Origin of the sequence: Mesobacillus sp. MER 48 (assembly GCF_023714225.1) — a bacterium.
Taxonomy (GTDB): domain Bacteria; phylum Bacillota; class Bacilli; order Bacillales; family Cytobacillaceae; genus Mesobacillus; species Mesobacillus oceanisediminis_A.
Window position 1 is genome coordinate 58,255 of sequence record NZ_JAMAUR010000002.1, and the last position, 22,336, is coordinate 80,590.

21 protein-coding genes are annotated in these 22,336 nt (G+C 42.9%); 11 read left to right on the forward strand and 10 right to left on the reverse strand.

From position 1 onward, the window contains the following. Nucleotides 1–286: 286 nt before the first annotated feature. Entirely contained in the window at nt 287–2,044 is a 1,758-nt protein-coding gene (locus tag M3593_RS06560) for an alpha-glycosidase (protein WP_251544157.1), read from the reverse strand. Nucleotides 2,045–2,332: 288 nt separating this feature from the next. Here M3593_RS06560 and M3593_RS06565 point away from each other — a divergent pair, with 288 nt between their 5' ends. The 5 genes from M3593_RS06565 to M3593_RS06585 all read left to right on the forward strand — a co-directional run bounded on the left by M3593_RS06565 (nt 2,333) and on the right by M3593_RS06585 (nt 8,920). Then, nucleotides 2,333–3,610 (forward strand): sugar ABC transporter substrate-binding protein, encoded by a 1,278-nt coding sequence (locus tag M3593_RS06565; protein ID WP_144474505.1) that lies wholly within the window; start codon nt 2,333–2,335, stop codon nt 3,608–3,610. A gap of 419 nt (nt 3,611–4,029) precedes the next feature. Continuing rightward, nucleotides 4,030–5,313 carry a carbohydrate ABC transporter permease gene (locus tag M3593_RS06570; RefSeq protein WP_144474506.1) on the forward strand — a complete coding sequence of 428 codons (1,284 nt, stop codon included), beginning with the start codon at nt 4,030–4,032 and terminating at the stop codon, nt 5,311–5,313. A 1-nt stretch (nt 5,314) separates the two neighbouring features. Beyond that, the gene (locus tag M3593_RS06575) at nt 5,315–6,157 is read left to right on the forward strand and encodes a sugar ABC transporter permease (protein ID WP_144474507.1); all 843 of its coding nucleotides are present in this window, start codon (nt 5,315–5,317) and stop codon (nt 6,155–6,157) included. A gap of 71 nt (nt 6,158–6,228) precedes the next feature. After that, nucleotides 6,229–7,764: an alpha-amylase family glycosyl hydrolase gene (locus tag M3593_RS06580; RefSeq protein WP_251544155.1), complete on the forward strand. Its 1,536-nt coding sequence runs from the start codon at nt 6,229–6,231 to the stop codon at nt 7,762–7,764. Between the two features lie 121 nt (nt 7,765–7,885). Beyond that, a complete protein-coding gene (locus M3593_RS06585; protein WP_144474509.1) occupies nt 7,886–8,920 on the forward strand; it encodes a LacI family DNA-binding transcriptional regulator in 1,035 nt (344 codons plus the stop codon). 35 nt (nt 8,921–8,955) lie between these two features. Here M3593_RS06585 and M3593_RS06590 read toward each other — a convergent pair whose 3' ends face one another. From M3593_RS06590 to M3593_RS06600, 3 genes are all read right to left on the reverse strand, one after another. Next, nucleotides 8,956–9,822, reverse strand: coding sequence for an SDR family oxidoreductase (locus M3593_RS06590; RefSeq protein ID WP_144474510.1), 867 nt, complete (start codon nt 9,820–9,822; stop codon nt 8,956–8,958). 389 nt (nt 9,823–10,211) lie between these two features. Then, a complete protein-coding gene (locus M3593_RS06595; RefSeq protein WP_251544153.1) occupies nt 10,212–11,864 on the reverse strand; it encodes a CoA-disulfide reductase in 1,653 nt (550 codons plus the stop codon). Between the two features lie 349 nt (nt 11,865–12,213). Further along, entirely contained in the window at nt 12,214–12,705 is a 492-nt protein-coding gene (locus M3593_RS06600; RefSeq protein WP_144474512.1) for a YajQ family cyclic di-GMP-binding protein, read from the reverse strand. A 153-nt stretch (nt 12,706–12,858) separates the two neighbouring features. Between M3593_RS06600 and M3593_RS06605 the strand changes: the two genes are divergently transcribed. Then, nucleotides 12,859–13,722, forward strand: a complete 864-nt coding sequence (locus M3593_RS06605) for a CvfB family protein (protein WP_251544151.1) — start codon at nt 12,859–12,861, stop codon at nt 13,720–13,722. A 21-nt stretch (nt 13,723–13,743) separates the two neighbouring features. On the opposite strand, the gene M3593_RS06610 is transcribed toward M3593_RS06605, so the two are convergent. Together M3593_RS06610 and M3593_RS06615 are read right to left on the reverse strand one after the other, a co-directional pair. Next, the gene (locus M3593_RS06610; protein WP_125478228.1) at nt 13,744–13,875 is read right to left on the reverse strand and encodes a DUF3941 domain-containing protein; all 132 of its coding nucleotides are present in this window, start codon (nt 13,873–13,875) and stop codon (nt 13,744–13,746) included. 63 nt (nt 13,876–13,938) lie between these two features. After that, the gene (locus tag M3593_RS06615) at nt 13,939–14,799 is read right to left on the reverse strand and encodes a DegV family protein (protein ID WP_144474514.1); all 861 of its coding nucleotides are present in this window, start codon (nt 14,797–14,799) and stop codon (nt 13,939–13,941) included. 129 nt (nt 14,800–14,928) lie between these two features. Between M3593_RS06615 and M3593_RS06620 the strand changes: the two genes are divergently transcribed. Both M3593_RS06620 and M3593_RS06625 read left to right on the forward strand, forming a co-directional pair. Continuing rightward, nucleotides 14,929–15,771, forward strand: coding sequence for a YitT family protein (locus M3593_RS06620; protein WP_144474515.1), 843 nt, complete (start codon nt 14,929–14,931; stop codon nt 15,769–15,771). A gap of 20 nt (nt 15,772–15,791) precedes the next feature. Beyond that, nucleotides 15,792–16,580: a BsuPI-related putative proteinase inhibitor gene (locus tag M3593_RS06625; RefSeq protein ID WP_251544149.1), complete on the forward strand. Its 789-nt coding sequence runs from the start codon at nt 15,792–15,794 to the stop codon at nt 16,578–16,580. Between the two features lie 40 nt (nt 16,581–16,620). Here M3593_RS06625 and M3593_RS06630 read toward each other — a convergent pair whose 3' ends face one another. From M3593_RS06630 to M3593_RS06640, 3 genes are all read right to left on the reverse strand, one after another. Beyond that, on the reverse strand, nt 16,621–16,812 hold the full coding sequence (locus M3593_RS06630) for a DUF3813 domain-containing protein (protein ID WP_144474517.1): 192 nt from the start codon (nt 16,810–16,812) through the stop codon (nt 16,621–16,623). Next, nucleotides 16,813–16,965: a hypothetical protein gene (locus M3593_RS06635; protein WP_186326628.1), complete on the reverse strand. Its 153-nt coding sequence runs from the start codon at nt 16,963–16,965 to the stop codon at nt 16,813–16,815. 444 nt (nt 16,966–17,409) lie between these two features. Further along, entirely contained in the window at nt 17,410–18,228 is an 819-nt protein-coding gene (locus tag M3593_RS06640; protein WP_144474518.1) for a Cof-type HAD-IIB family hydrolase, read from the reverse strand. A gap of 213 nt (nt 18,229–18,441) precedes the next feature. Here M3593_RS06640 and M3593_RS06645 point away from each other — a divergent pair, with 213 nt between their 5' ends. The 3 genes from M3593_RS06645 (at nt 18,442) to M3593_RS06655 (ending at nt 21,324) form a co-directional block, all read left to right on the forward strand. Beyond that, a complete protein-coding gene (locus M3593_RS06645) occupies nt 18,442–19,209 on the forward strand; it encodes a prolyl oligopeptidase family serine peptidase (RefSeq protein WP_251544147.1) in 768 nt (255 codons plus the stop codon). 76 nt (nt 19,210–19,285) lie between these two features. Continuing rightward, on the forward strand, nt 19,286–19,597 hold the full coding sequence (locus M3593_RS06650; protein WP_079508061.1) for a metal-sulfur cluster assembly factor: 312 nt from the start codon (nt 19,286–19,288) through the stop codon (nt 19,595–19,597). Between the two features lie 602 nt (nt 19,598–20,199). Further along, nucleotides 20,200–21,324: a TIGR04053 family radical SAM/SPASM domain-containing protein gene (locus M3593_RS06655; RefSeq protein ID WP_251544145.1), complete on the forward strand. Its 1,125-nt coding sequence runs from the start codon at nt 20,200–20,202 to the stop codon at nt 21,322–21,324. A 99-nt stretch (nt 21,325–21,423) separates the two neighbouring features. On the opposite strand, the gene M3593_RS06660 is transcribed toward M3593_RS06655, so the two are convergent. Then, nucleotides 21,424–22,122 (reverse strand): Crp/Fnr family transcriptional regulator, encoded by a 699-nt coding sequence (locus M3593_RS06660; RefSeq protein WP_144474521.1) that lies wholly within the window; start codon nt 22,120–22,122, stop codon nt 21,424–21,426. Between the last annotated feature and the right edge of the window lie 214 nt (nt 22,123–22,336).

Consider the following 22,336-nt stretch of genomic DNA (forward strand, 5'->3'; position numbering starts at 1 on the left):
TATTTAGCTGGGATTCTGCGTTCATTCCGCTTAAGCGATATATGAAATTCTGCAGAACCTTGGTAATTCCGCGAAAAACGCAATTATTCCGCGAACATCCGTGTTAATCCCGGGAAAAACGCAATTATTCCGCGAACATCCGTATTAATCTCGCGAAAACCTGCATAAATCCCGCGAAAAACCCCTTTGATTCCGCGAACAGGGTAATTCTATTCTAAAAGTGTAAATAATATCCCACCATAAAAAAACAAACCCCTTCCAAAAACAGGAAAGGGGTCCCCACTATTTAAAACTGGAACAATGCAAATCCGTTTGCGGCAATCTTGGCTGACAGCTCATCGCTCTCAGCAGCATATTCTTCGCCCGTATAAATATTGGTGATCTTTTTGCCATTTAAATTGAAAGGCAGATGATAATTTGCTTCTTCATTGCTCATATTCACGACGACAAGGATTGTTGTCTCACCATTGGATTTTGTATAAGCAAAGCAGCTTTCATGGTAATCGGACGGAATGAAGTGGAGTTCGCCTTCATTCGCCAGAAGCGGATATTCTTTACGGAGGCGAATCATCTTCTGGACGTGTTCAAACATAATCTTGTTCTGATCTTCAACATTCCACTTCATGCACTCACGGCAGCCAGGATCCTGCTCCCCGCTCATGCCGATTTCATCTCCATAATAGATGCACGGAGTTCCAATATAAGATAGTAATACAGTGAAGATTTGTTTTACCTTGTCTTCGTCGCCGCCGCATTCTGTCAAGATTCTTGGTGTATCATGACTCCCAATCAGATTGAAGGCGACTTCATTGACGTTCTTCGGATACATATGGTTGACTGTTGTCATGTTTTCAATGAATTCTTTTACAGTAATCGAACCCCGGGCAAACAGGTTCAGGATATTGGTCGTGAAAGGATAGTTCATGACCGCGTCAAACTGGTCGCCTCGCAGCCACGGCATCGAGTCATGCCAGATCTCACCAAGGATGTAGAGGTCAGGTTTGATGGCTTTCACTTCTGTACGGAATTTTCTCCAGAATGAGTGGTCGACTTCATTCGCAACATCGAGTCTCCAGCCATCAATATCGAATTCACGTACCCAGTAGCGCCCGACTTCGAGCAGATATTCGATCACTTCTGGATTTTCTGTATTGAGCTTTGGCATTGATTTTTCAAAGGCGAATGTATCGTAGTTGGGCCTTGGCTCCATTACAAGAGGGAATTCTTTTGTGTGGAACCAATCCTTATATGGAGATGCTTCGCCATTTTCTAAAACATCCTGGAATTGCGGGAAATAGAAACCGCTATGGTTGAACACCGCATCAAGCATGACTTTGATTCCATGTTCATGGCATACCTGGACCAACTCTTTCAAAGTTTCCTTGTCACCGAATTGAGGGTCAATTTCCATATAATCGATCGTATCGTATTTATGGTTGGAATAAGCCTTGAAAATCGGTGTAAAATAAATACCGCTTATGCCCAGGTCCGCAAGGTAGCTGATGTTCTGGATAACACCTTTCAAATCGCCGCCAAAGAAATTATCCCTTTCCGGAGGGGCGCTTCCCCACGGCAGTGCACCTTCCGGATCATTCGAAGGGTCACCATTTCCAAATCGCTCCGGGAAAATTTGATACCAGACTGTATCTTTCACCCAGCCAGGAGCACGGAAAACATCAATATTATTCAAGTATGGAAAAGCATAATAGAAGCCAGTATCCTCAGGAGGTTCAGGATAGAAACCCTTTTCGGTCAGATAAGCGGTTTCAGTTCCATCATTCAATTCAAAGCCATAACGCATCCTTCTGTATGGCGGCTTTATCGAAACAAACCAATAATCGAATAACAGATCGGACCCACTTTTAATCATTGGAACGGAAGAGAAATTCCATTTTCCATCCGCCCAATCATACGGATCACCATTTAATAGGGAAACTTCTTTCATGTCATCCTTTTTCGTTCTGATGCGGATATGCAGTTCTTCATTGGTGCAAGCGTATGCATAATTATCTTTAGGACGGTGATAGATCGCTTCTTTTAACAAGGAGAAACCATTCCTTTCATTATCAATTCAAGATTAAAACAAGGTTAGACCACCTATTTTAAAATGTCAATTATAAAAAGTTCGATTCACAAAAAATTAACGAATTTAGTATTTTGGTAAAAAAAAATAAAAAAACTAGTTGTCAAAATGATTTAAGTCTTTATAATAAGAGTTAGGTTGTGCAATCGTTTTCATAGACTTGCAAACAACATTACAAACGTTTGCACAGATTGAGAGAATATCTGCACAATAAAAAAGTAATTACACATTTTTAGGAGGGGTATACACATGAAAAAGGCATTGTCGATTTTCATGATGCTGATCTTAATGGTCGGTGCTCTTGCTGCTTGTGGACCTAAAGAAGAAGAAAACACAGGTTCAAAAGACAACGGCGAGAAAACAGAAGATGCTTCAAAACCAGAGAAGCTGGTAGTTTGGGAAGATAAAGAAAAGTCTGGCTGGCTTGAAAAGGTAGCAGCTGACTTTGAAAAAGAAAACGGTATCAAAATTGAGTTCAAAGAAGTAGAAATGGCTACAAAAATGAAAGAACAATTACGTCTTGATGGTCCTGCTGGAACTGGCCCGGACATCATCACTTTGCCGCATGACCAAATCGGTGAGCTTGCAGTTCAAGGGCACATCGCTGAACTTAATGTAAGCGACGATGTAAAAAAGACTTTCTCTGAGTCTTCAATCGCTGCACAAACTTTCGATGGTAAATTATACGGACTTCCAAAGTCTGCTGAAACTCCAGTTTTCATCTACAACAAAGCTCTTATGACTGAAGTTCCTGCTACTATGGAAGATTTATATGAATTCGCAAAAGCTAACACTAAAGACGGCAAATATGGTTTCCTTGCACTTTGGGATAACTTCTACTTTGCACATGCTCCAATCGCTGGAAACGGCGGATATGTATTCGGGGAAAAAGACGGAGCTCTTAACCCTCAAGATCTTGGCTTGAACAATGAAGGTGCTGTAAAAGGTACTGAGTACATCCAGAAGTGGTACGCTGAAAAGCTATTCCCTAACGGAATCGTCGGCGAAAACGGCGGATCTGCTATGGACGGACTTTTCAACGAAGGTAATGTTGCTTCTGTCATGAACGGACCATGGGCATTCGGCGGCATGAAAGATGCTGGCATCGATTTCGGTGTTGCTCCATTCCCTAAATTCGCTGATGGCACTCCAATGAAGACTTTCATGGGTGTTAAAGGATGGCACATTTCTTCTTACTCTAAGAACCAGGAATGGGCTACTAAGTTCCTTGAGTTCATCACAAACGACGAGAACGCTAAGTACCGTTTCGAGCAAACTGCTGAAGTTCCAACAAACGTAGCACTTGTTGACGATCCAGCAATCGCTGAAAACGAAGGTGCTAAAGCTGTTGCACTTCAGACTCAAGACGCAGTTCCAATGCCAAACATCCCTGAAATGGGTGAAGTTTGGGCACCAATGGCTAGCGCATTGCAAACAGTTGTAACAGGCAAAGCAGAGCCAAAGGCAGCACTTGATTCAGCTGTGAAGCAAATCGAACAGAACATCAAGCAAAACCATTCAAAATAATAGCATCAATAGATATAGCAGTACCTCCCATGGGGGGTACTGTTATATTTTCCAAAGGTATATTCCAGTTTCTGTGTATTCTGTAATGCATTGTGAAAAGTCACAAAGTTTACGAAAAACCGCAGTAAAAAAGTCTTTCATTGGGCAAACGGTTGCGCTAGAATAGAGATAAGTCAATCAGGTGCTTCATGAGAGTGAAAACAAGAGATTTCAGTATAATACAGGAATGAAACGATCTTCTGTATGAAAGACAATGTATTCGTTCTCATAAAGCATCTGATGCTTTTAACAAGGCGGATTATCGCAAGATTTGTTGTCACTGCAGCCATGGTTAGTCAAATAAAACCTAGCTTATATGTGAACCAGCAATGTTTTCGAAATAGCCTTATCAATTATAGAAAGAGAAAGGGGAATATAGGATGAAAGAGAAGTCCTATCAAACCAACCACCGCAGAATAGCAACAGCCCTTTCGATCATTCCTGGGCTAGGACAGCTATACAACAAACAATACTTAAAGGGAATCACTTTCCTGATCCTGACTGGTGCATTCTTCGGAGTGTTCTCAGATCTGCTTAACATGGGATTATGGGGTCTGTTTACACTGGGAGAGCAGACACCTCGTGACCATTCCATCTTCTTGCTGGTAGAAGGGATTTTGGCGCTTATTGTCCTGATCTTTGGAATCGGTTTCTATCTATTCAATTTGAAAGATGCTCATAAGACAGGTTTAAAAAGAGACATGGGTGAGCGTCTAAGTACAGTTAAGGAGCAATACAACAACTTAATTGATAATGGTTTCCCATATCTGATCATGTCACCTGGATTCCTGCTCCTGATTTTTGTTGTTGTATTTCCTATCATTTTCGTTGTTTTACTCGCATTTACAAACTACGATTTATACCATTCGCCTCCTGCAAAGCTGGTTGATTGGGTGGGTCTGAAAAACTTCTTTGATTTGTTCCAATTAGAATCTTGGCGTCAGACATTCTTCTCCGTTCTTTCATGGACAATCATCTGGACATTTGTTGCAACAACTTTCCAGGTGGCTTTGGGAATGTTCCTGGCCATTCTCGTCAATCAAAAGGATGTAAAAGGGAAGGCGGTCATCCGTACTGTGTTCATCCTTCCTTGGGCAGTACCAGCTTTCGTTTCAATTCTTGTTTTTGCAGGTATGTTCAATGAATCTTTTGGTGCCATTAACCGTGACATCCTTGGTTTCTTCGGAATTGATCCGATTCCATGGATGACTGAAGCAATGTATACAAAAATTGCGTTGATTCTGATCCAGACTTGGCTTGGATTCCCGTTCATTTTTGCGATGACAACCGGAGTACTTCAATCCATTCCTGAAGAATTGTATGAGGCAGCTACAGTGGACGGTGCAACGAATTTCCAGAAGTTCAAAAACATCACATTGCCGTTAGTGCTTTTCGCAACAGCGCCAATTTTGATTACACAGTATACTTTCAACTTTAATAACTTTAATATCATTTATCTCTTTAACGGCGGTGGACCTGCAGTGCCAGGAGCGAATGCCGGCGGAACAGATATCCTGATTTCGTGGATTTACAGCCTGACAATGACATCTGCACAATATTCCAAAGCTGCTGCCATCACCATGCTGCTTTCCTTGATCGTTATCGGTGTAGCTCTATGGCAGTTTAAGAGAACGAAATCATTCCAGGAAGAGGATATGATGTAATATGAGTATTAAACGACAGAAATATATCAGACTGACACTAACGTATCTTGTGATTTTGGCTATGTTTGCGATCATTATTTATCCACTCCTTTGGATTGTCGGTTCTTCCTTCAATCCTGGACAGAGTCTATCTGGGTCTAATATTATCCCTAAAAATGCCACTCTTGCCCACTATAAGGAACTGTTTGATCTTGACCGCAGCAACTATCTGTACTGGTACTGGAATTCATTGAAGGTAAGTGTGCTGACAATGGTGTTTACAGTCATCCTTGTAAGCCTGACAGCGTATTCCTTCTCGAGGTACCGTTTTATTGGACGGAAAAATAGCTTGATGACATTCCTGATCCTGCAAATGATTCCGAACTTTGCAGCATTGATCGCGATTTTCATCCTGGCATTATTGACTGGGTTACTTGACACACACTTTGGCTTGATCCTTGTATACGTCGGGGGGGCAATCCCGATGAATACATGGCTGATGAAGGGGTATCTTGATACAATTCCGAAAGAGCTTGATGAATCTGCCAAAATGGACGGTGCAGGCCACCTGAGGATCTTCTTCCAGATCGTCATGCCATTGGCCACACCGATCATTGCGGTCATCGCATTGTTCTCATTCATTGCACCATTTGGAGATTTTATCTTAGCGACTGTACTGCTTAGGACAGAAAGTAAATATACACTTGCTGTAGGATTATATGATTTGGTAGCCAAACAGTTCGGCGCAGAATTCACCACCTTCGCGGCTGGTGCTGTTCTGATAGCCGTTCCAATCGCTATCCTGTTCCTGTCATTCCAGAAATACTTCGTATCAGGATTGACGGCTGGCGGAACAAAAGGATAATCTATTAGGGCAGATAAATTTTAAGCAAAGGCCGTGTTCGGTCTTTGCTTAAATTATGAGGAGGAGCGGAGATGAAAAAAAAGTTCATCTTCATCTTGATTCCGTTTCTTCTTTTTTACGCCCTACCAGTAGGCGCAGTTGAAAAAGAAGGACGCAAATGGCAGGATGAAACAATTTATTTCTTAATAGTGGACCGTTTTAATAACGGTGACAATAGCAACGATTTCAAGGTCGATGCGAAAGATCCGAAGGCCTATCATGGAGGAGACTTCCAGGGAGTCATCGACGAATTGGACTATATCAAGGACATGGGATTCACTGCGATCTGGCTGACGCCTGTATTTGATAATGTTGATAAAGGCTACCATGGGTATTGGATCAAGGATTTTTATAATACAGAAGAGCACTTTGGAAGCGTTGACAAATTCAAAGAACTTGTTAAAGAGGCACATAAACGGGACATAAAAATCATCCTTGATTTTGTCGTTAATCATGTCGCTCCTGAACATGAGTGGGTGAACGATCCGGCCAAGCAGGACTGGTTCCATGAAAAGCAGGATATCATCGACTGGAACAACCAGGATGAGCTGGAGAATAACTGGCTGTATGGGCTTCCGGACTTAGCACAGGAAAATCCAGAGACAAGAAAGTATCTGCTGGATGCCGCTAAATGGTGGATTGAAGAAACAGATATCGATGGATACAGACTTGATACTGTCCGCCATGTACCAGTTGATTTCTGGGAAGACTTTTCAAAAGAAGTGAAGAGCGTAAAAGATGATTTTTACCTGATCGGCGAGGTTTGGTCAGAAGATCCAAATTACATTGCCAAGTATGATAAAGCCGGGATTGATGGCTTTGTTGATTTTCCATTGAATGAACAGCTGCGGACGGCTTTTGAAAAACCAGACCAGACTTTGGACTGGCTGCTGACTACGGCGAAAAGAAATAAGGCAATCTATGAAAATCCCGAGCTGATGGGGAACTTCATCGATAATCATGATATGGTCAGATTCACTAGAAAAGCGGTCCAGAACAGGCAGCACCCGGGAACGAGATGGAAAATGGCGCTGACCTATATGTATACGGCTCCAGGAATTCCGATTGTTTATTATGGAAGCGAAATAGCGCTTGACGGCGGTGAAGATCCTGATAACCGCAGGCAAATGAGCTTCAGGGCAGATAAAGAATTGATTGATTACGTCACAAAAATCGGTGAGCTTCGAAACGACCTTCCATCTTTAAGAAGAGGGGATCTTGAGGTTCTTTATGAAAAGAAAGGAATGGCTGTTTTCAAGCGGACCTATAAGGATGAAACAGCAGTCATTGCCATCAATAATACATCAAATACCCAGCAAGTCACTTTGACTGCCGATCAGCTTGAGGATGACAAGGAATTGCGCGGTTTGCTGGCGAATGACCTTGTCAGGAGCAAGGATGGGGAGTATAACCTGGCGCTCGAACGGGAGAAAGCAGAAATCTATGTACTCGCCGAGAAAACAGGGTTGAACATACCTTATATTGCAGCAATGGGTGCTGTGTATGCTGCCTTCTTCGGCTTCATTATCCTTCTTGTCAGAAAAGCAAGAAAGAGAAACAAAGAATAAGGCGGGTCCAATACTTACCACTATTGTTAGCACCGGCTCTTGAAAAAAATAAGGAACAAAGCTGGACAATTCATTTATAATAAAGATAAGGATTTTTTCTGGCAAAAGGGAGGGGAACTTAATGGCTGTTACTATAAAAGATGTTGCGAAGGTAGCAAATGTCGCACCTTCAACTGTCTCTCGTGTTATCGCCAATAGTCCCAGGATCAGCGAAAAAACGAAGGAAAGAGTCAGGGAGGTTATGGACCAGCTTGGGTATCACCCAAACTTTATCGCCAGAAGCCTTGCAAGCCAATCGACCAGGGCAATAGGGCTTGTCATGCCAAGCTCAACTGATGTGGTCTTTCAGAACCCATTCTTTCCCACTGTCCTGACTGGATTGAGTGAGGGAGCACATGCCAAACAATATGCTCTCCACATGACAACAGGGAAGACAGATGATGAAATTTTCGACGGTGTTGTCGCGATGGTCCAGGGTGGCAGAGTCGATGGTGTGGTTCTTTTATACTCAAAGGTAGAAGACAGGGTAATCTCCTACCTGAAGGAACGGGATTTTCCATTTGTGGTAATCGGCAAGCCGTTCAAAGATGATGAAAATACTAGTTATGTTGATAATGATAATTTCAAAGCAGGTAAAGAAGTGACTGAGCATTTGATTCAGCTTGGCCATGATCGAATCGCCTTCATTGGCGGGAATCTCGATCTCGTTGTGACAGTGGAGCGCCTGCTCGGCTATGAAAAGGCTTTGAGAAACTCAGGAATCCAGTTAGTAGACGATTACATCATCAATGATGAATTCCTGCGTGAGAGCGGCCAGGATGCCGTAGAAGTGCTGTTGTCATTGGAAAAACCGCCTACAGCGATGGTGGTTGCCGATGATCTGATGGCATTAGGTGTTTTAAATAAGCTTGATGAAATAGGACTAGCAGTACCTAAAGACATCTCCATTGTGAGTTTTAATAATGTATTGATTGCCGAGATGGCAAGACCGCCACTGACATCCGTCGATATCAACATCTTTGATCTTGGATATCAGGCAGCTAAAAGCCTGATACAAAGAATTGAGAACCCGGATGAGCCGATCAAGCGGATCATTGTTCCATTCAAAATTGTTACAAGATATTCATGCGATCGTCCTAAAGAGTCGCTTGTATAATGGAAAGAGGCAAAGCACTGCTTTGCCTCTTTCTTTTACCCATTTACAATCGTTCCGCCGTTGACATGGATCGTCTGCCCACTTACATAAGTAGAGTCATCGCTAGCGAGGTAAACATATGCCGGCGCTAGTTCATACGGCTGGCCAGCTCGTCCCATTGGCGCATTCGTGCCAAATTTCGCAACTTCCTCAGCTGTGAATGTCGATGGGATAAGAGGTGTCCAGATCGGGCCTGGAGCCACGCTATTGACACGGATGCCCTGCGACGCAAGAGACATGGCAAGGGAACGTGTGAAAGAAACGATCGCACCTTTTGTTGAAGAGTAATCAATCAGCTTCTCATTGCCCTTATAGGCTGTTATAGATGAAGTGTTAATGATGGTGCTTCCTTTTTCAAGGTGAGGAAGCACCGACTTGGTCAAATGGAAAATCGAGAATACATTCGTACGGAACGTCTTCTCCAGCTGTTGTGCAGAGATATCAAGCAAGCTCTTTTGCGGATGCTGCTCAGCCGCGTTATTGACAAGGATGTCAATTTTGCCGAACTCATCAAGTGTTTTCTTGGCAGCTTCCTCACAGAACTGCTCGCTGCCAACGTCCCCGGCCAGGAGCAGGCATTTTCTGCCTTCAGCCTCAACAAGCTCCTTCGTCGTTTTGGCATCATTGCTTTCCTCAAGATAGACAATCGCTACATCAGCACCCTCTTTTGCATAATAGATTGCCACTGATTTGCCAATGCCGCTATCTCCTCCAGTGATCAAAGCAACCTTGCCAGATAATTTCCCGGACCCTTTATAATTTTCATCTACCGATTTCGGTTCAGGATTCATCTCCGGCTCCGTACCAGGCTGATGATCCTGATGCTGAGGCGGAAATCCCTGCTTATTCTTCTCGTTAGCCATAGAACACGTCACTCCTTCGATTTGATTCAACACTTATTAAATTCCTTTAAAACCCAGAGAAAAAACATGGAAATTACTTCTTTAAAAATTGTGTGATTGAAAATGACGGACAAAACAGGAGTAAAGGAAGTGATATTCTGTCCGTCATTACGGCGATGACGGACAAAAAAGGAGAGCGAGGGCGGGATTCTGTCCGTCATGGAGACGATGACGGACAGAAAAATAAGGAATAGGAAGTTTTCTGTCCATCATGGAGACGATGACGGACAGAAAAGGGAGTCCAAGACGAATTTCTGTCCATCATGAAAGCAATGACTGACAAAAAGACGGAAGAGGTAAAGAGTTTTGTCCATCAAAAGAGCGGCCCCAAAAGGAGCCGCTTCAAATCATTACTGTAGTTTATTTTTAAAGATAGAGTATGTCTTGTACCCGCCAGTCAGGTTCTTGACTTTGAAGCCGTTTTGCTGAAGGATTCGGGATGCTAGGTACCCTCTTAAACCAACCTGGCAAGTGATCAGGATTGTTTCATCTTTTGGCAGCTCATCAAGGCGGCTGCGAAGATCATCAAGCGGGATGTTCTTTGTACCTTCGATTTTCCCTTGTGCGTGTTCTTGTTCGGTACGGACGTCGATCATGAACGCACCTTCCTTAATCAGGTCATCCACTTCATAGTGCTGTACAGTTTCAATTGTTCCGTCAACAATATTGGATGCTACGTAACCAGCCATGTTTACTGGGTCTTTAGCAGAAGAGAAAGGTGGTGCGTATGCAAGTTCAAGTTCTTGAAGGTCATAGACACTTAGGCCGCCTTTGATCGCTGTTGCAATGACATCGATTCGCTTGTCGACACCATCTTTACCAACTGCCTGTGCACCGAAAATCTTGCCTGTTTCTCTGTCAAAGATGACTTTTAGAGAGATTTGCTCTGCACCAGGGTAATAGCCGGCATGTGACAGCGGGTGAATATGGACCACTTCATATGGAATTCCAAGTCTTCGCAATAGCTTTTCACTGTTGCCAGTAGTAGCTGCTGTCAATTCGAATACCTTAACGATAGAAGTACCGAGTGTTCCAGGGTACGCAATTTTACGTCCATTGATATGATGTCCAACAATATGTGCCTGGCGGTTCGCAGGCCATGCGAGCGGAATCATCGTTGGCTGACCATTGATGAAGTCAGTCACTTCGATTGCATCTCCCATTCCATAGATGGATTCATCTGAAGTTTGCAGATATTCATTTACCTTGATACCGCCGCGTTCTCCAAGAGCAAGGCCAGCATCTGCTGCAAGTTTGTTTTCCGGACGTACACCGATTGACAGGATGATCAATTCAGCATCAAGGACCTTTCCGCTTTCAAGGACAACCTTTGTGCCATTTTCCTGAACATCTGTGATGCCATCTCCAAGAATCAGCTCAACGCCATTCTTTCTTAACTCATCTTCAACGATTGCCGCCATTTCAGGATCGACTGGACCCATTACCTGGGGCAACTTTTCTACAAGAGTGACATTCACTCCGGCGTGAACAAGGTTTTCTGCCATTTCAAGGCCGATAAAGCCGCCGCCGATCACAACTGCATTGTTTGGCTTGTTGTCTTCAAGATAGGCTTTGATCTTATCCATATCAGGAATATTTCTAAGTGTGAATACATTTGCGCTCTTCAATCCTTCGATTGGCGGGACGATTGGTTTTGCTCCCGGTGATAAAACAAGTACATCATAGCTTTCATTGTATTCTTCACCAGTTTGGACATGTTTGATTGAAACTGTTTTTTCTTCTCGGTTGATTGCAGTCACTTCTGAGAAGTTGCGAATATCCAGGTTGTAGCGTGCATTCATGCCTTCAACAGTTTGAAGAAGCAATTTTTTGCGGTCTTCGATTACCCCGCTGATATGATATGGCAATCCGCAGTTTGCAAAAGAAATATATTCTCCTCTTTCAAAAAGTACGATTTCAGCTTTTTCATCAAGTCTTCTAAGTTTGGTTGCAGTAGTTGCTCCACCTGCAACGCCGCCTACGATTACGATTTTTTTACCCATTGTATGATCATCCTTTCGGTTGAAAAAAATAGTTTTTTTATACCCCTACTGGTATATTAACTCGGAAATAGGGGGAATCCAATAGAACTTTGTGAAGGATTTGTGAAAGTTATTCCAAATTCCATATTCCAAACAGATAAATATCACACCGGAATATAATACATTCATTTTAACGTGTAAATAGGATAATACCGTAGGTGGTTTGTGAACCATTCATGAACATTGAAAATTAAGGACAATTAAGGTTTTTTTTAGGGGCTATATAACTGGATAAAATAATCAATATAAAACAAAAACGGACCCTGATTTCCAAGGTCCGTTTCTTCCCATATTTAGTATTGCCTTGATATTAGCGATAATTCACGAATTGCACATCAACAGTCAAATCGGCTTCCTTGACGGCAGCAATGATCTTTTGCAGGTCATCGCGATTCTTCCCTGTCACGCGCACCTGATCGTCCTGGACCTGGCTCTTGACCTTCACACCGCTGTTTTTAATGATTGTGTTGATTTTTTTGGCGTTTTCTTTGTCAATGCCCTGCACGAGCTTTGCCCTTTGGCGAACAGTACCACCTGAAGCACGTTCTACTTTTCCGTAATCCAGATTTTTTATAGGGATCCCGCGTTTGATCATTTTGCTGAATAGAACGTCCTTCAACTGGTCAAGCTTAAATTCATCATCGGAAATTAGGACGAGTTCTTCCTTATCTAGTGAAATATCACTTTTGCTTCCTTTAAAGTCGTAACGGTTTTGGATTTCCTTCATCGCAATGCTGATCGCATTGGTGACTTCAGACATATCTACTTTGGACACAATATCAAATGAGCTCTCTTTGGACATGGTTACCTCCGGGTTATGTAATTTATGCAGCGCCGGAGACAATGATTGTCCAGGCGCTTTCGCTTTTGCTTACATTATAGTAAAATATAGCAGTTCAAACAACTTTGCGAAATTTTAGGAAAGATGTTAATAACAAGGCAGGAGGGAATTTTTATGTCCTTGAATGAATATACAGGTCAGATTCAGGAATTGACCGTAGCAAGAATCGTGGATTACGGTTATTTTTTAACAGATGGAGAAGAAGATGTCTTGCTCCACTCCAATGATACCGACCGGACCTTTGAAGAAGGGGACAAGGTCGAGGTTTTCCTGTTTGTAGAATCAAGAGGCAGGCTGGCTGCGACGACCACCATTCCGAAAGTGCAAGTGGGACAATATGAGTGGGTATCCGTTGTCGATGTGAAGGAAGGAATCGGAGTATTCCTGGACATTGGCATTAGGAAGGATATTTTGCTGGGTGAGGAGGACTTGCCAGTTGTTAAATCGGTTTGGCCTCAAAAAGGGGACCTTCTTTATATTACGCTCCGTGTAAATCGCAATAATATGATTTACGCGCGGATGGCTACAGACCCTGTCATCCAGGAAATCTCTGTTGCAGCGAACAGAAGTGCTTTCAATAAAAATGTACATGGCTATGTATACCGTACGGCAAGGGTCGGCAGCTGGATGATCACTGCTGAAGGATATAAAGGCTTTATCCATGAATCACAGCGCCGGACAGAGCCGCGGATTGGCGAGAAAGTCGAAGGCCGGATCATCGATGTGAAGCCGGACGGTTCCGTCAATATCTCCCTGCTGCCACGCAAGCAGGAGGCACTTGATGAGGATGCCGAGAAAATAATGGCGTACCTTGATCTGCGGAATGGAGCAATGCCTTACCATGACAAGAGCATGGCTGAGGATATCCAGGAACGCTTCGGCATGAGCAAAGGCTCCTTCAAACGCGCACTTGGCAGACTAATGAAAGAAGACAAGGTGTACCAGGAAGAAAATTGGACATATAAAAAAGAAAAATAGAGCCGGCTGGCTCTATTTTTTTTACAAGTGATCTGTCTTCTTGGAATATTCGTTTTTGCCAGCCTTCCTGTTCTTTTCACGCATCATATTTTTTTCATGGCGAAGGGCATTATTGTCCTTTGCTTTTTTATCGTTATCGGATGTATGCGGCATAATAAAAACTCCTTTCAGGTTAGGTACATTTTATTTTTCCTAAAACCTGAAAGGAGTATGTAGTTAAGATGGCTGTTTATTTAAAAAGAAAATGGCGATTGTGCCTGGACCTGTATGGGAGCCAACGGCGGCACCAATCGAAGTAATATAGACATCTTTTGCATGAAGTTCCTCAATGATCATATTCTTCATCTCAGTCGCTGTTTCGAGGTCATCGGCATGGCTGATGCCAACTACCTGTTCCTCAAAAGCCACTCCGCGCTCCTTCATCACTTCGATAATCCTGCGCAAAAGCTTCTTCTTGCCGCGGATTTTTTCCAGCGGAACTAATTTGCCGTCTTCAACATTAAGCAATGGTTTAATATTCAAAAGCCCGCCGACAAACGCAGATGCTTTGGACACACGCCCGCCCTTTGCAAGGTGGTCGAGGTCATCAACGGAAAATAGATGTTCCATATGCTCGCTATGGAATTGCACCGCTTTAACAATTTCCTCCTTAGAGTAGTTTTCCTTTGCCATGCGGACTGCCTCCATGACAACTAGGCCTTGTCCAAGGGAAGCACATTTTGTATCAATCACCGACAAGTTGAAATCAGGATATTCTTCTTTGACCTGTTCGGAAATCATTACCGCTGTTTGGTATGTACCAGATAACTCAGAGGAGAACGCTATGTATATACCTTCTTGTTTATTTTCGGCCATTTCTGTAAAAACTTCTTTAAAACCAGCAGGGGAAGCCTGTGAGGTTTTAGGAAGATTGCCAGCACGTATTGCATCATATACCTGTTTTGGCTGGATTGTTCTTAAATCTTCATATTCTGTCCCATCAATATGGACTTTTAACGGGAATAAAATAGCGCCATTTTCTTCATAAAAATCCAATGGCAAATCACATGCACTGTCAGCCAAGATTTTTACTGACATGACTTTCACCTGCTTTCAACCTTTATATGTTAATAGTTTATCGGGAATATGGGAAAAAGACAATTAAATGTAGTGATTTTCGGCAAAATAGGGGTAGAGGAAGAATAGAAAAGAATAAGGGGGATTTACATGGTCTGGTTGGAAACGAAAAAAATCTTCATCGTGGTGATCGGTGCATTCTTAAATGCATTGTCACTGAATTTCTTCTTAATCCCGGCAAATGTCTACGCAAGCGGCTTTACCGGTATTGCCCAGCTCGTTTCAAGCATACTTGGTGAATTTGCGCCATTTAATATTTCTACAGGAATCCTTCTTTTACTGCTAAATATTCCGGTGACCATCCTTGGATGGAAAAAGGTAGGGAAATCATTTACCTTCTATAGCTTCATTTCAGTATTGCTTTCATCAATCTTTCTTGAAATCCTTCCGGTTAAAGAAGTATCAGGTGATATCCTGCTGAATGCAGTTTTTGGAGGAGTCATTGCTGCGCTGGGCGTTGGGCTGACATTAAAATGGGGCGCTTCGACTGGCGGCATGGACATTATTGCAATGGTACTATCCCGCATGAATGATCGCCCGGTTGGTACATATTTCTTTACATTGAATGGCATCATTATAATGACTGCTGGTTACATCTTCGGCTGGGAAAATGCGCTCTACACTCTTGTGGCTCTCTATGTGTCGACCCGAGTGATCGATGCGATCCATACCCGCCATGAAAAATTGACAGCGATGATCGTCACCAAGAAATCGGATGAATTAAAGAAAGCCATCCATGACAAGCTTGTCCGCGGTATCACTTTGCTTCCTGCGAAAGGGGCTTTCTCCGGCGAACAGAAAGAAATGCTGATCATTGTTGTTACAAGGTATGAATTGTATGACCTTGAACATATCATCAAGGAAGTCGATCCTCATGCTTTCACCAATATTGTGGAGACAGCCGGGATCTTTGGATTTTTCAGGCGTGAATAAAAGTTGAACGGGGGTTTGAGATGAAGAAAAGCAGTTTGTTGATCATTTTGCTTTTGATGGCCGCTGCACCGGCACTGGCGATCGGGCAGAAAAAGCAGACACCAGAAAAATCGGAGTTCAGTTTTTACATTGACCCAATCGCCGGGGCCGAACATGCTGTATTTGAACTGACTCTGCAAAACAATGGAGATGGAGATTTGGTATTTGAATTTCCTACCTCCCAGAAATATGAAATCATCGTAATGGATGGCCAAAGGAATAAAGTCTATCAATTTTCTGAGGACAAGGCATTTGCCCAGGCGTTTGAAAAACTGGCGCTAAAACCGCACGAGACAATGAAATGGAGGGAAAGCTGGGATTATAAAAAGGCGGGAACAAGGGTCAAAGAAGGAGAATATACAGTTAATGCACAGTTGAAATCAGTAAGCGTCAACGGAAAACCTGTCACAGACAAACAACAGTTGACCGATCAAAAGCAAATGTACATTCCAGGCGAAAATCCTGTCTTTAAAGGTATACAAGCTGCCGGAGGAAGGGGCTCGTATAAAATATCAGGCGAAGCGAGGCCAATCGGCGGGAAATTCTTCTATACTGTCGAGGATGGACACAACCAGTTAATTGCTGAAACAGAAGTTGTCCCACAATCAAAATACCCGAAATGGCACCCTTTTTCGCTTGATGTAACAATTCCTGAAAATAAGCTGCCTAAAAACGGATCGCTCATCCTCAATCTTTACGAACGCAGTAAGGAGGGTGAAATTATCCACACTTATCCAGTCCTGCTCGAAAGATTCAACCAAAATAAATAAATCAAAGCAAAAGCTGGCGGGAATCCCGCCAGCTTTGCTGTTACTGGTTTTCAATTGAATTCAGCTCGTCCTGGAATGACCTTAGCTGCTCTTTTTCCGCCATCGTTGTATTGGCATATGCGGAAGAAAGAGCATTTTTCGCCTTGCTGATGGCTGCAGATTGTTCCGCAGGCTCCGCAGTCTGAGCTAATTGGACAGCCTTCCTAGCTTCCTGAAAAAGCCTGTTTCCCATCTAAATTCCCCCTAAAGAGGACTCTCTGACATTCGCCATCTTTTGAGCTTCAGCTTCGGCATACGTGGTGTGGTAAGGGATTCTTTGAGAATGCTTGGAGACAGAATCTACCCCTTGCTGTACAAAACGCTTGGATTTATTGCCTTTACCCATCGTTTTACCCCTCCATCTACGAGCGAATTTTGAAACAGTCAATCTGGCTGCTTCAGTCATAGTATGCTCTTTTAGTGGAAAAACAATCGGGAACGAACCAGGTTCGATTTGGCAGGTTCAGACATTTATGATTGAATTTTTTCTGTACAGCAACTTTGTCGGACAAACAGAAACGGAAGGAAAGGAAAAGTGACCGATACAGCCTATCTATCGGATAAACCGAAGCGTGAGGAAAGGGAAAGTGACCGATAGAGCCCTCCTATCGGACAAACAGGAGTGTAAGGAAAGAAAAAGTGACCGATAGAGCCCTTCTATCGGACAAACAGAAGCGTGAGGAAAGGAAAAGTGTCCGATAGAGGCCTCCAATTGGACATACGCAACAGGAAAACATGCAAAAAAGTCCGATAGAACTCATTCCTATCGGACAAATCACTTCTTGTTATTTTATAGTGCTTTCAGATTAAGCAGATCGTTCAAATACACACCAATTCCGTCTTCCTCATTTGTCAGGGTCATATCGTTGGCGATATTTTTTACATCGGCCACGGCATTGCCCATCGCGATTCCCCGTCCTGCATATTCCAGCATCTCTAAATCATTGTCTTCATCGCCGAATGCAATGATCCGCTCAGCAGGAATTTGGAAATAATCAGAGGCCTTTTTTAACCCGACAGCTTTATTCAAGCCATTTTTGACAATTTCCACGACATGGAATGGTGCTGCCCAGCTTCTGTGATCAATCACTTCTGCATGGACCTCAGAAAGGTGAGCACGGATCTTGCGGACATCCTCCTCGTCAGAATGGATCAGCATACTTGTCGGAGATGCCTTTAGGTACCGTCTTAAATCACCGGTTGTTATATTTGGGTTGCCTAAATTGAAGATATCCATCAATTTTTCATCATGATAATGGACATATACATCATCGATCACTTCGGCGATGATGTTATAAAATTTAAAGTCATCGAGTGCTTCGACAATGTCCTTGGCAACATCGATCGATAAAGGGGAATGATGTACACCCCAGCTGTTGTCAAGCGGATGGTGAATGAAAGCTCCATTGAAATTGACGATTGGTGTGTCCAGCTGCAGTTCATGGTAATACATTTCACTCGAACGGAATGGTCTACCTGTAGCGATCATAACTACATGTCCTTCTTCACGTGCTTTTTTGATGACTCGTTTGTTTCGTTCAGAAATCTTTTTATCATCTGTAAGTAATGTACCGTCCAGGTCTAAAGCGATTAAATGTTTTTCAGCCATAAATACTCCTTCTTATCTCTGTTTTTTAAATCCTATGCGTATGATTGGCTCTTTTTTCATAAGAGTTCTACAATACATATTTGGATGGTAGTGAATTTCTTCTTATAACCACTATGGTAACCATTTTACATTTAAATTGTAAAAAAATCATATAACATACTTTAAAGCGCGGTAAAATTTATTGTCTGTTCGCATAATTTGGAGGGTTTAACAGTGATTTTAGTCGAAAAGAAACGCATTCAAGATATTCCCGTTCTTCATATCGCAAAACAAAGTCAATTTTCAGATAAAATGCCATTGATTGTTTTTCTGCATGGTTTTACAAGCAAAAAGGAACGAAACATGCATTATGCCTATCTCTATGCCGAAAAAGGTTTTAGGGTGATCATGCCAGAAGCAAAATACCATGGAACCCGCAGTGAGGGATTGTCAGAGACAGAACTTGGCTTCCGTTTCTGGGAAATCGTCATAACTTCTATCGAAGAGCTTTCATCAATCAGAACAGAATTGGTCGATGAAGGACTAGTTTATCCTTCGAGGATTGGCGTAGCCGGAACATCGATGGGCGGCATCACCACGCTAGGCGCGATGGCTAAGTATGACTGGATCAAGGCCGGCGTGAGTTTAATGGGCAATCCGTCATTTGAGCAGTTTGCTCTGTGGCAGCTGAATGAAATGGAAAAACGGAATGTAAATATCAATTTATCGAAAGAAGAAATTTCAGAACTGCTCAATCAGCTGAAGCAGTATGACCTCAGCCAGCAGCCGGAAAAACTGAACAAACGTCCTCTGTTGTTCTGGCATGGCAGGATGGATCCAGTAGTACCATATGAATCGGCCTATCATTTTTATGAGCAAACCAGGAAAAACTATGTGGGAACAAAAGGAATGTTGGAGTTCATTACGGATGAACATGCTGGGCACAATGTGTCAAACGCTGGTGTAGAGGCTTCAGCAGAGTGGTTTGCAAAGCATATCTAATACCTTCCGCTTTTAATGGGAATGAATCATTGTTATGATAGAAACAGGTACAGCATTAATAAAGGAGTGTTCACCGATGGATGAAGAATTAAAAGAGAGCATTATGGGTGCGCTTGAGATGGTCGTTGACCCTGAACTTGGCGTAGATATCGTGAATTTAGGGCTTGTATATGATGTTGATTTGAATGAAGAAGGGCTTGCAACTGTAACGATGACCCTGACGTCAATGGGCTGCCCGCTTGCCGGCACAATCGTCGAACAGGTAAAATTAGCACTTGCCGACCTTCCAGAAGTCAAAGATACAGAAGTGAACATTGTTTTCAATCCGCCATGGTCAAAAGACATGATGTCACGTTACGCGAAAATTGCCCTTGGGGTAAGGGATTAATCAGCCTTTTGAAACAACAGGAAAATTTCTTGCTGTCAGACTGTAGACAAACTCGATGGAATTCGAGCTTGTCTACAGTTTTTTTGTTTGTGCTGGAATGGGGCTTTTGATTACCGTTCCAGGCGCTTCGCTTTCCGCGGGGCCGGCGCTGAGCCTCCTCGCCGCCGTTGGCGTCTGCGGGGTCTCACCTGTCCGTCTGATCCCACAGGAGTCTACGCGCCTTCCACTCCAATCAACAGGATTCCTCAACTTAGTGTGGAACTAACCGTAAGTCTCTTTTAAAATAGATACATATAACGCTAAATGTGATAAAGATACATTCCAAGAACAATCCAATCCCTCGTGATCAAAAGTTAGAAATGGTTGCATTAGACCAGCTGGTTCATCAGACCATTTAGTCCGCAAGATAAAAGCAGCCCTTGATTTTTCTTTCATCTGACAGCAGGAAATCTCCTGCTGTTTTTATTTGTCCTGAAAACAAAGGTCACAAAATTGTCATAGAAAAAAACGATTGGCCATAATTTATGTGAGTTAGTTCACTTAAACATGTTGGAAACACTTATATACTTCTTGTATAGAGAAGTACTTAAGGAGGCGCCAATATGTTTGATAGAGATTTTAACAAAGACCCATTCATTGTGATTTGGGAACTTACAAGAGCCTGCCAGTTGAAATGCCTGCACTGCCGTGCGGAGGCACAATATAGAAGAGATCCTCGTGAACTGTCTTTCGAAGAGGGAAAAGCGCTGATTGACCAAATATACGAAATGAATAATCCGATGCTCGTGTTCACAGGCGGAGACCCTTTAATGAGGGAGGACGTTTTTGATATCGCCGAGTACGCTGTAAAAAAGGGTGTCCGTGTATCGATGACACCTAGTGCGACACCGAATGTAACCAAGGAAGCGATCGAAAAGGCAAAGGCGGTCGGTCTATCGCGATGGGCCTTCAGTATCGACGGACCAACAGCAGAAGTTCACGACCACTTCAGGGGAACAGCCGGTTCCTTTGATTTAACGATGGAAAGAATAAAATATCTGCACGAGCTCGAAATTCCGATACAGATCAATACCGTCATTTCCCGATATAATATAGAGTATTTAGATGAAATGGCAAAAATGGTTGAAGATCTGGAATGTGTCCTGTGGAGTGTATTTTTCCTTGTCCCGACAGGACGCGGCCAGGAAAAGGACATGATTTCACCTGTGGAGCATGAAAAAGTGTTCCAATGGCTTTATGATTTAAGCAAACGGGTGAAGTTTGACATAAAAACTACAGCTGCCCAGCACTACCGCCGGGTTGTCATCCAGCAAAAAATGCGTGAAGCCAGGGATCATACAGACGAAATCAACTACTTGACGGCCCTGACAAATGAGGGGTTGACGGGATCCATCGATGGTCTCGGCCGGGCTCCAAAAGGTGTTAACGATGGAAATGGGTTTGTATTCATATCCCATATTGGAGATGTGTACCCGAGCGGATTGCTACCGGTTAAAGCAGGGAATGTCCGGGAACAGCCTCTTGCTGAAATTTACAGGGAATCTCCCGTATTCAAGTCACTGAGGAATCCTGATGAATACAAAGGGAAATGTGGTGTTTGCGAGTTCAGGCATGTATGCGGAGGTTCGCGTTCTCGGGCATATGCCATGACAGGAGATTACCTGGAGAGCGAACCGTTCTGCGTGTATATTCCTAAAGCGCTGAGAAAACAAAAGCAGGAAAGCTAACAAAGCAGGGAAAAGGAAAGATAAAAAGCAGCTCCGCTTATAAAAGGGCTGCCTCATAATAGAAAAGCGAGTGAAGCTGGGCTTCACTCGCTTTTTATATTAGTCGATTGAACAGAAAACCGCCGGACAATTTTCACAGCCGATTTCCTTGCGTAAGTAATCTACATCATGGATCAGGATTTTCCCTTTTTTAATGGAGATGATTCCTTCGCGTTTCAAGTCATTCAGAATCCTGTTTGTACTTTCACGTGATGTGCCGCAGAAATTGGCCAGTTCCTGATTTGTTAATGGAAGGTCAATCAGAATGCCGGTATCTTTATGGATACCATAGCTGTTCGTCATCCTGATCAATGTAGAGAATAGCGCTCCCTTTTTTCCGTTAAGTACTAAATCACGGAATTTAGTCTGTGTTTTGCGGAAATGGTCGCTCATCCATTTCATGAATTCGAATGCGAGTGATGGATTTTGAAAAATCTCCTTTTCGATGACATCTTTCCTGATTGCGGAAATGGTTGCATCCTCCAGGATCAATGCGCTAAGCAAATATTTTGGTGCCTCGGTAAACAGGGTCAATTCCCCGCATAGATCATTTTCTCCGCAAATCCTTAACGCAAGTTCGCGCCCATCCTGGGTAACCTTGCTAATCTGCACCTTTCCGCCAAGAATCAAATAAAGCTCCTCTGCCTCCATGCCTTCCTGGAACAAGTATGTGCCCTTCTTAACCTTGAATGTCCTGTCTGCAAACTGGAGCAATTCTTTAATTTCTATTGAATGAGTCACTTTCGTTGTGTTTGGCATGGTCATCACCCTTTTTTAGAATATAAGCTTCCGTGGCTTTTCGTTATTGAGACAATAATAACATCTGGATAGTGTTAACTAAATAACGCATGGGGAATTGTCAAAATCCCGTCACATTCTCTCTTCGTTTTGTTCACATTTTCGAAACAAAGTTGCTATAGGTATATTATATCGATAAAAAAAGTAAGTTGATTCCGATGTTAGAAGTCAACTG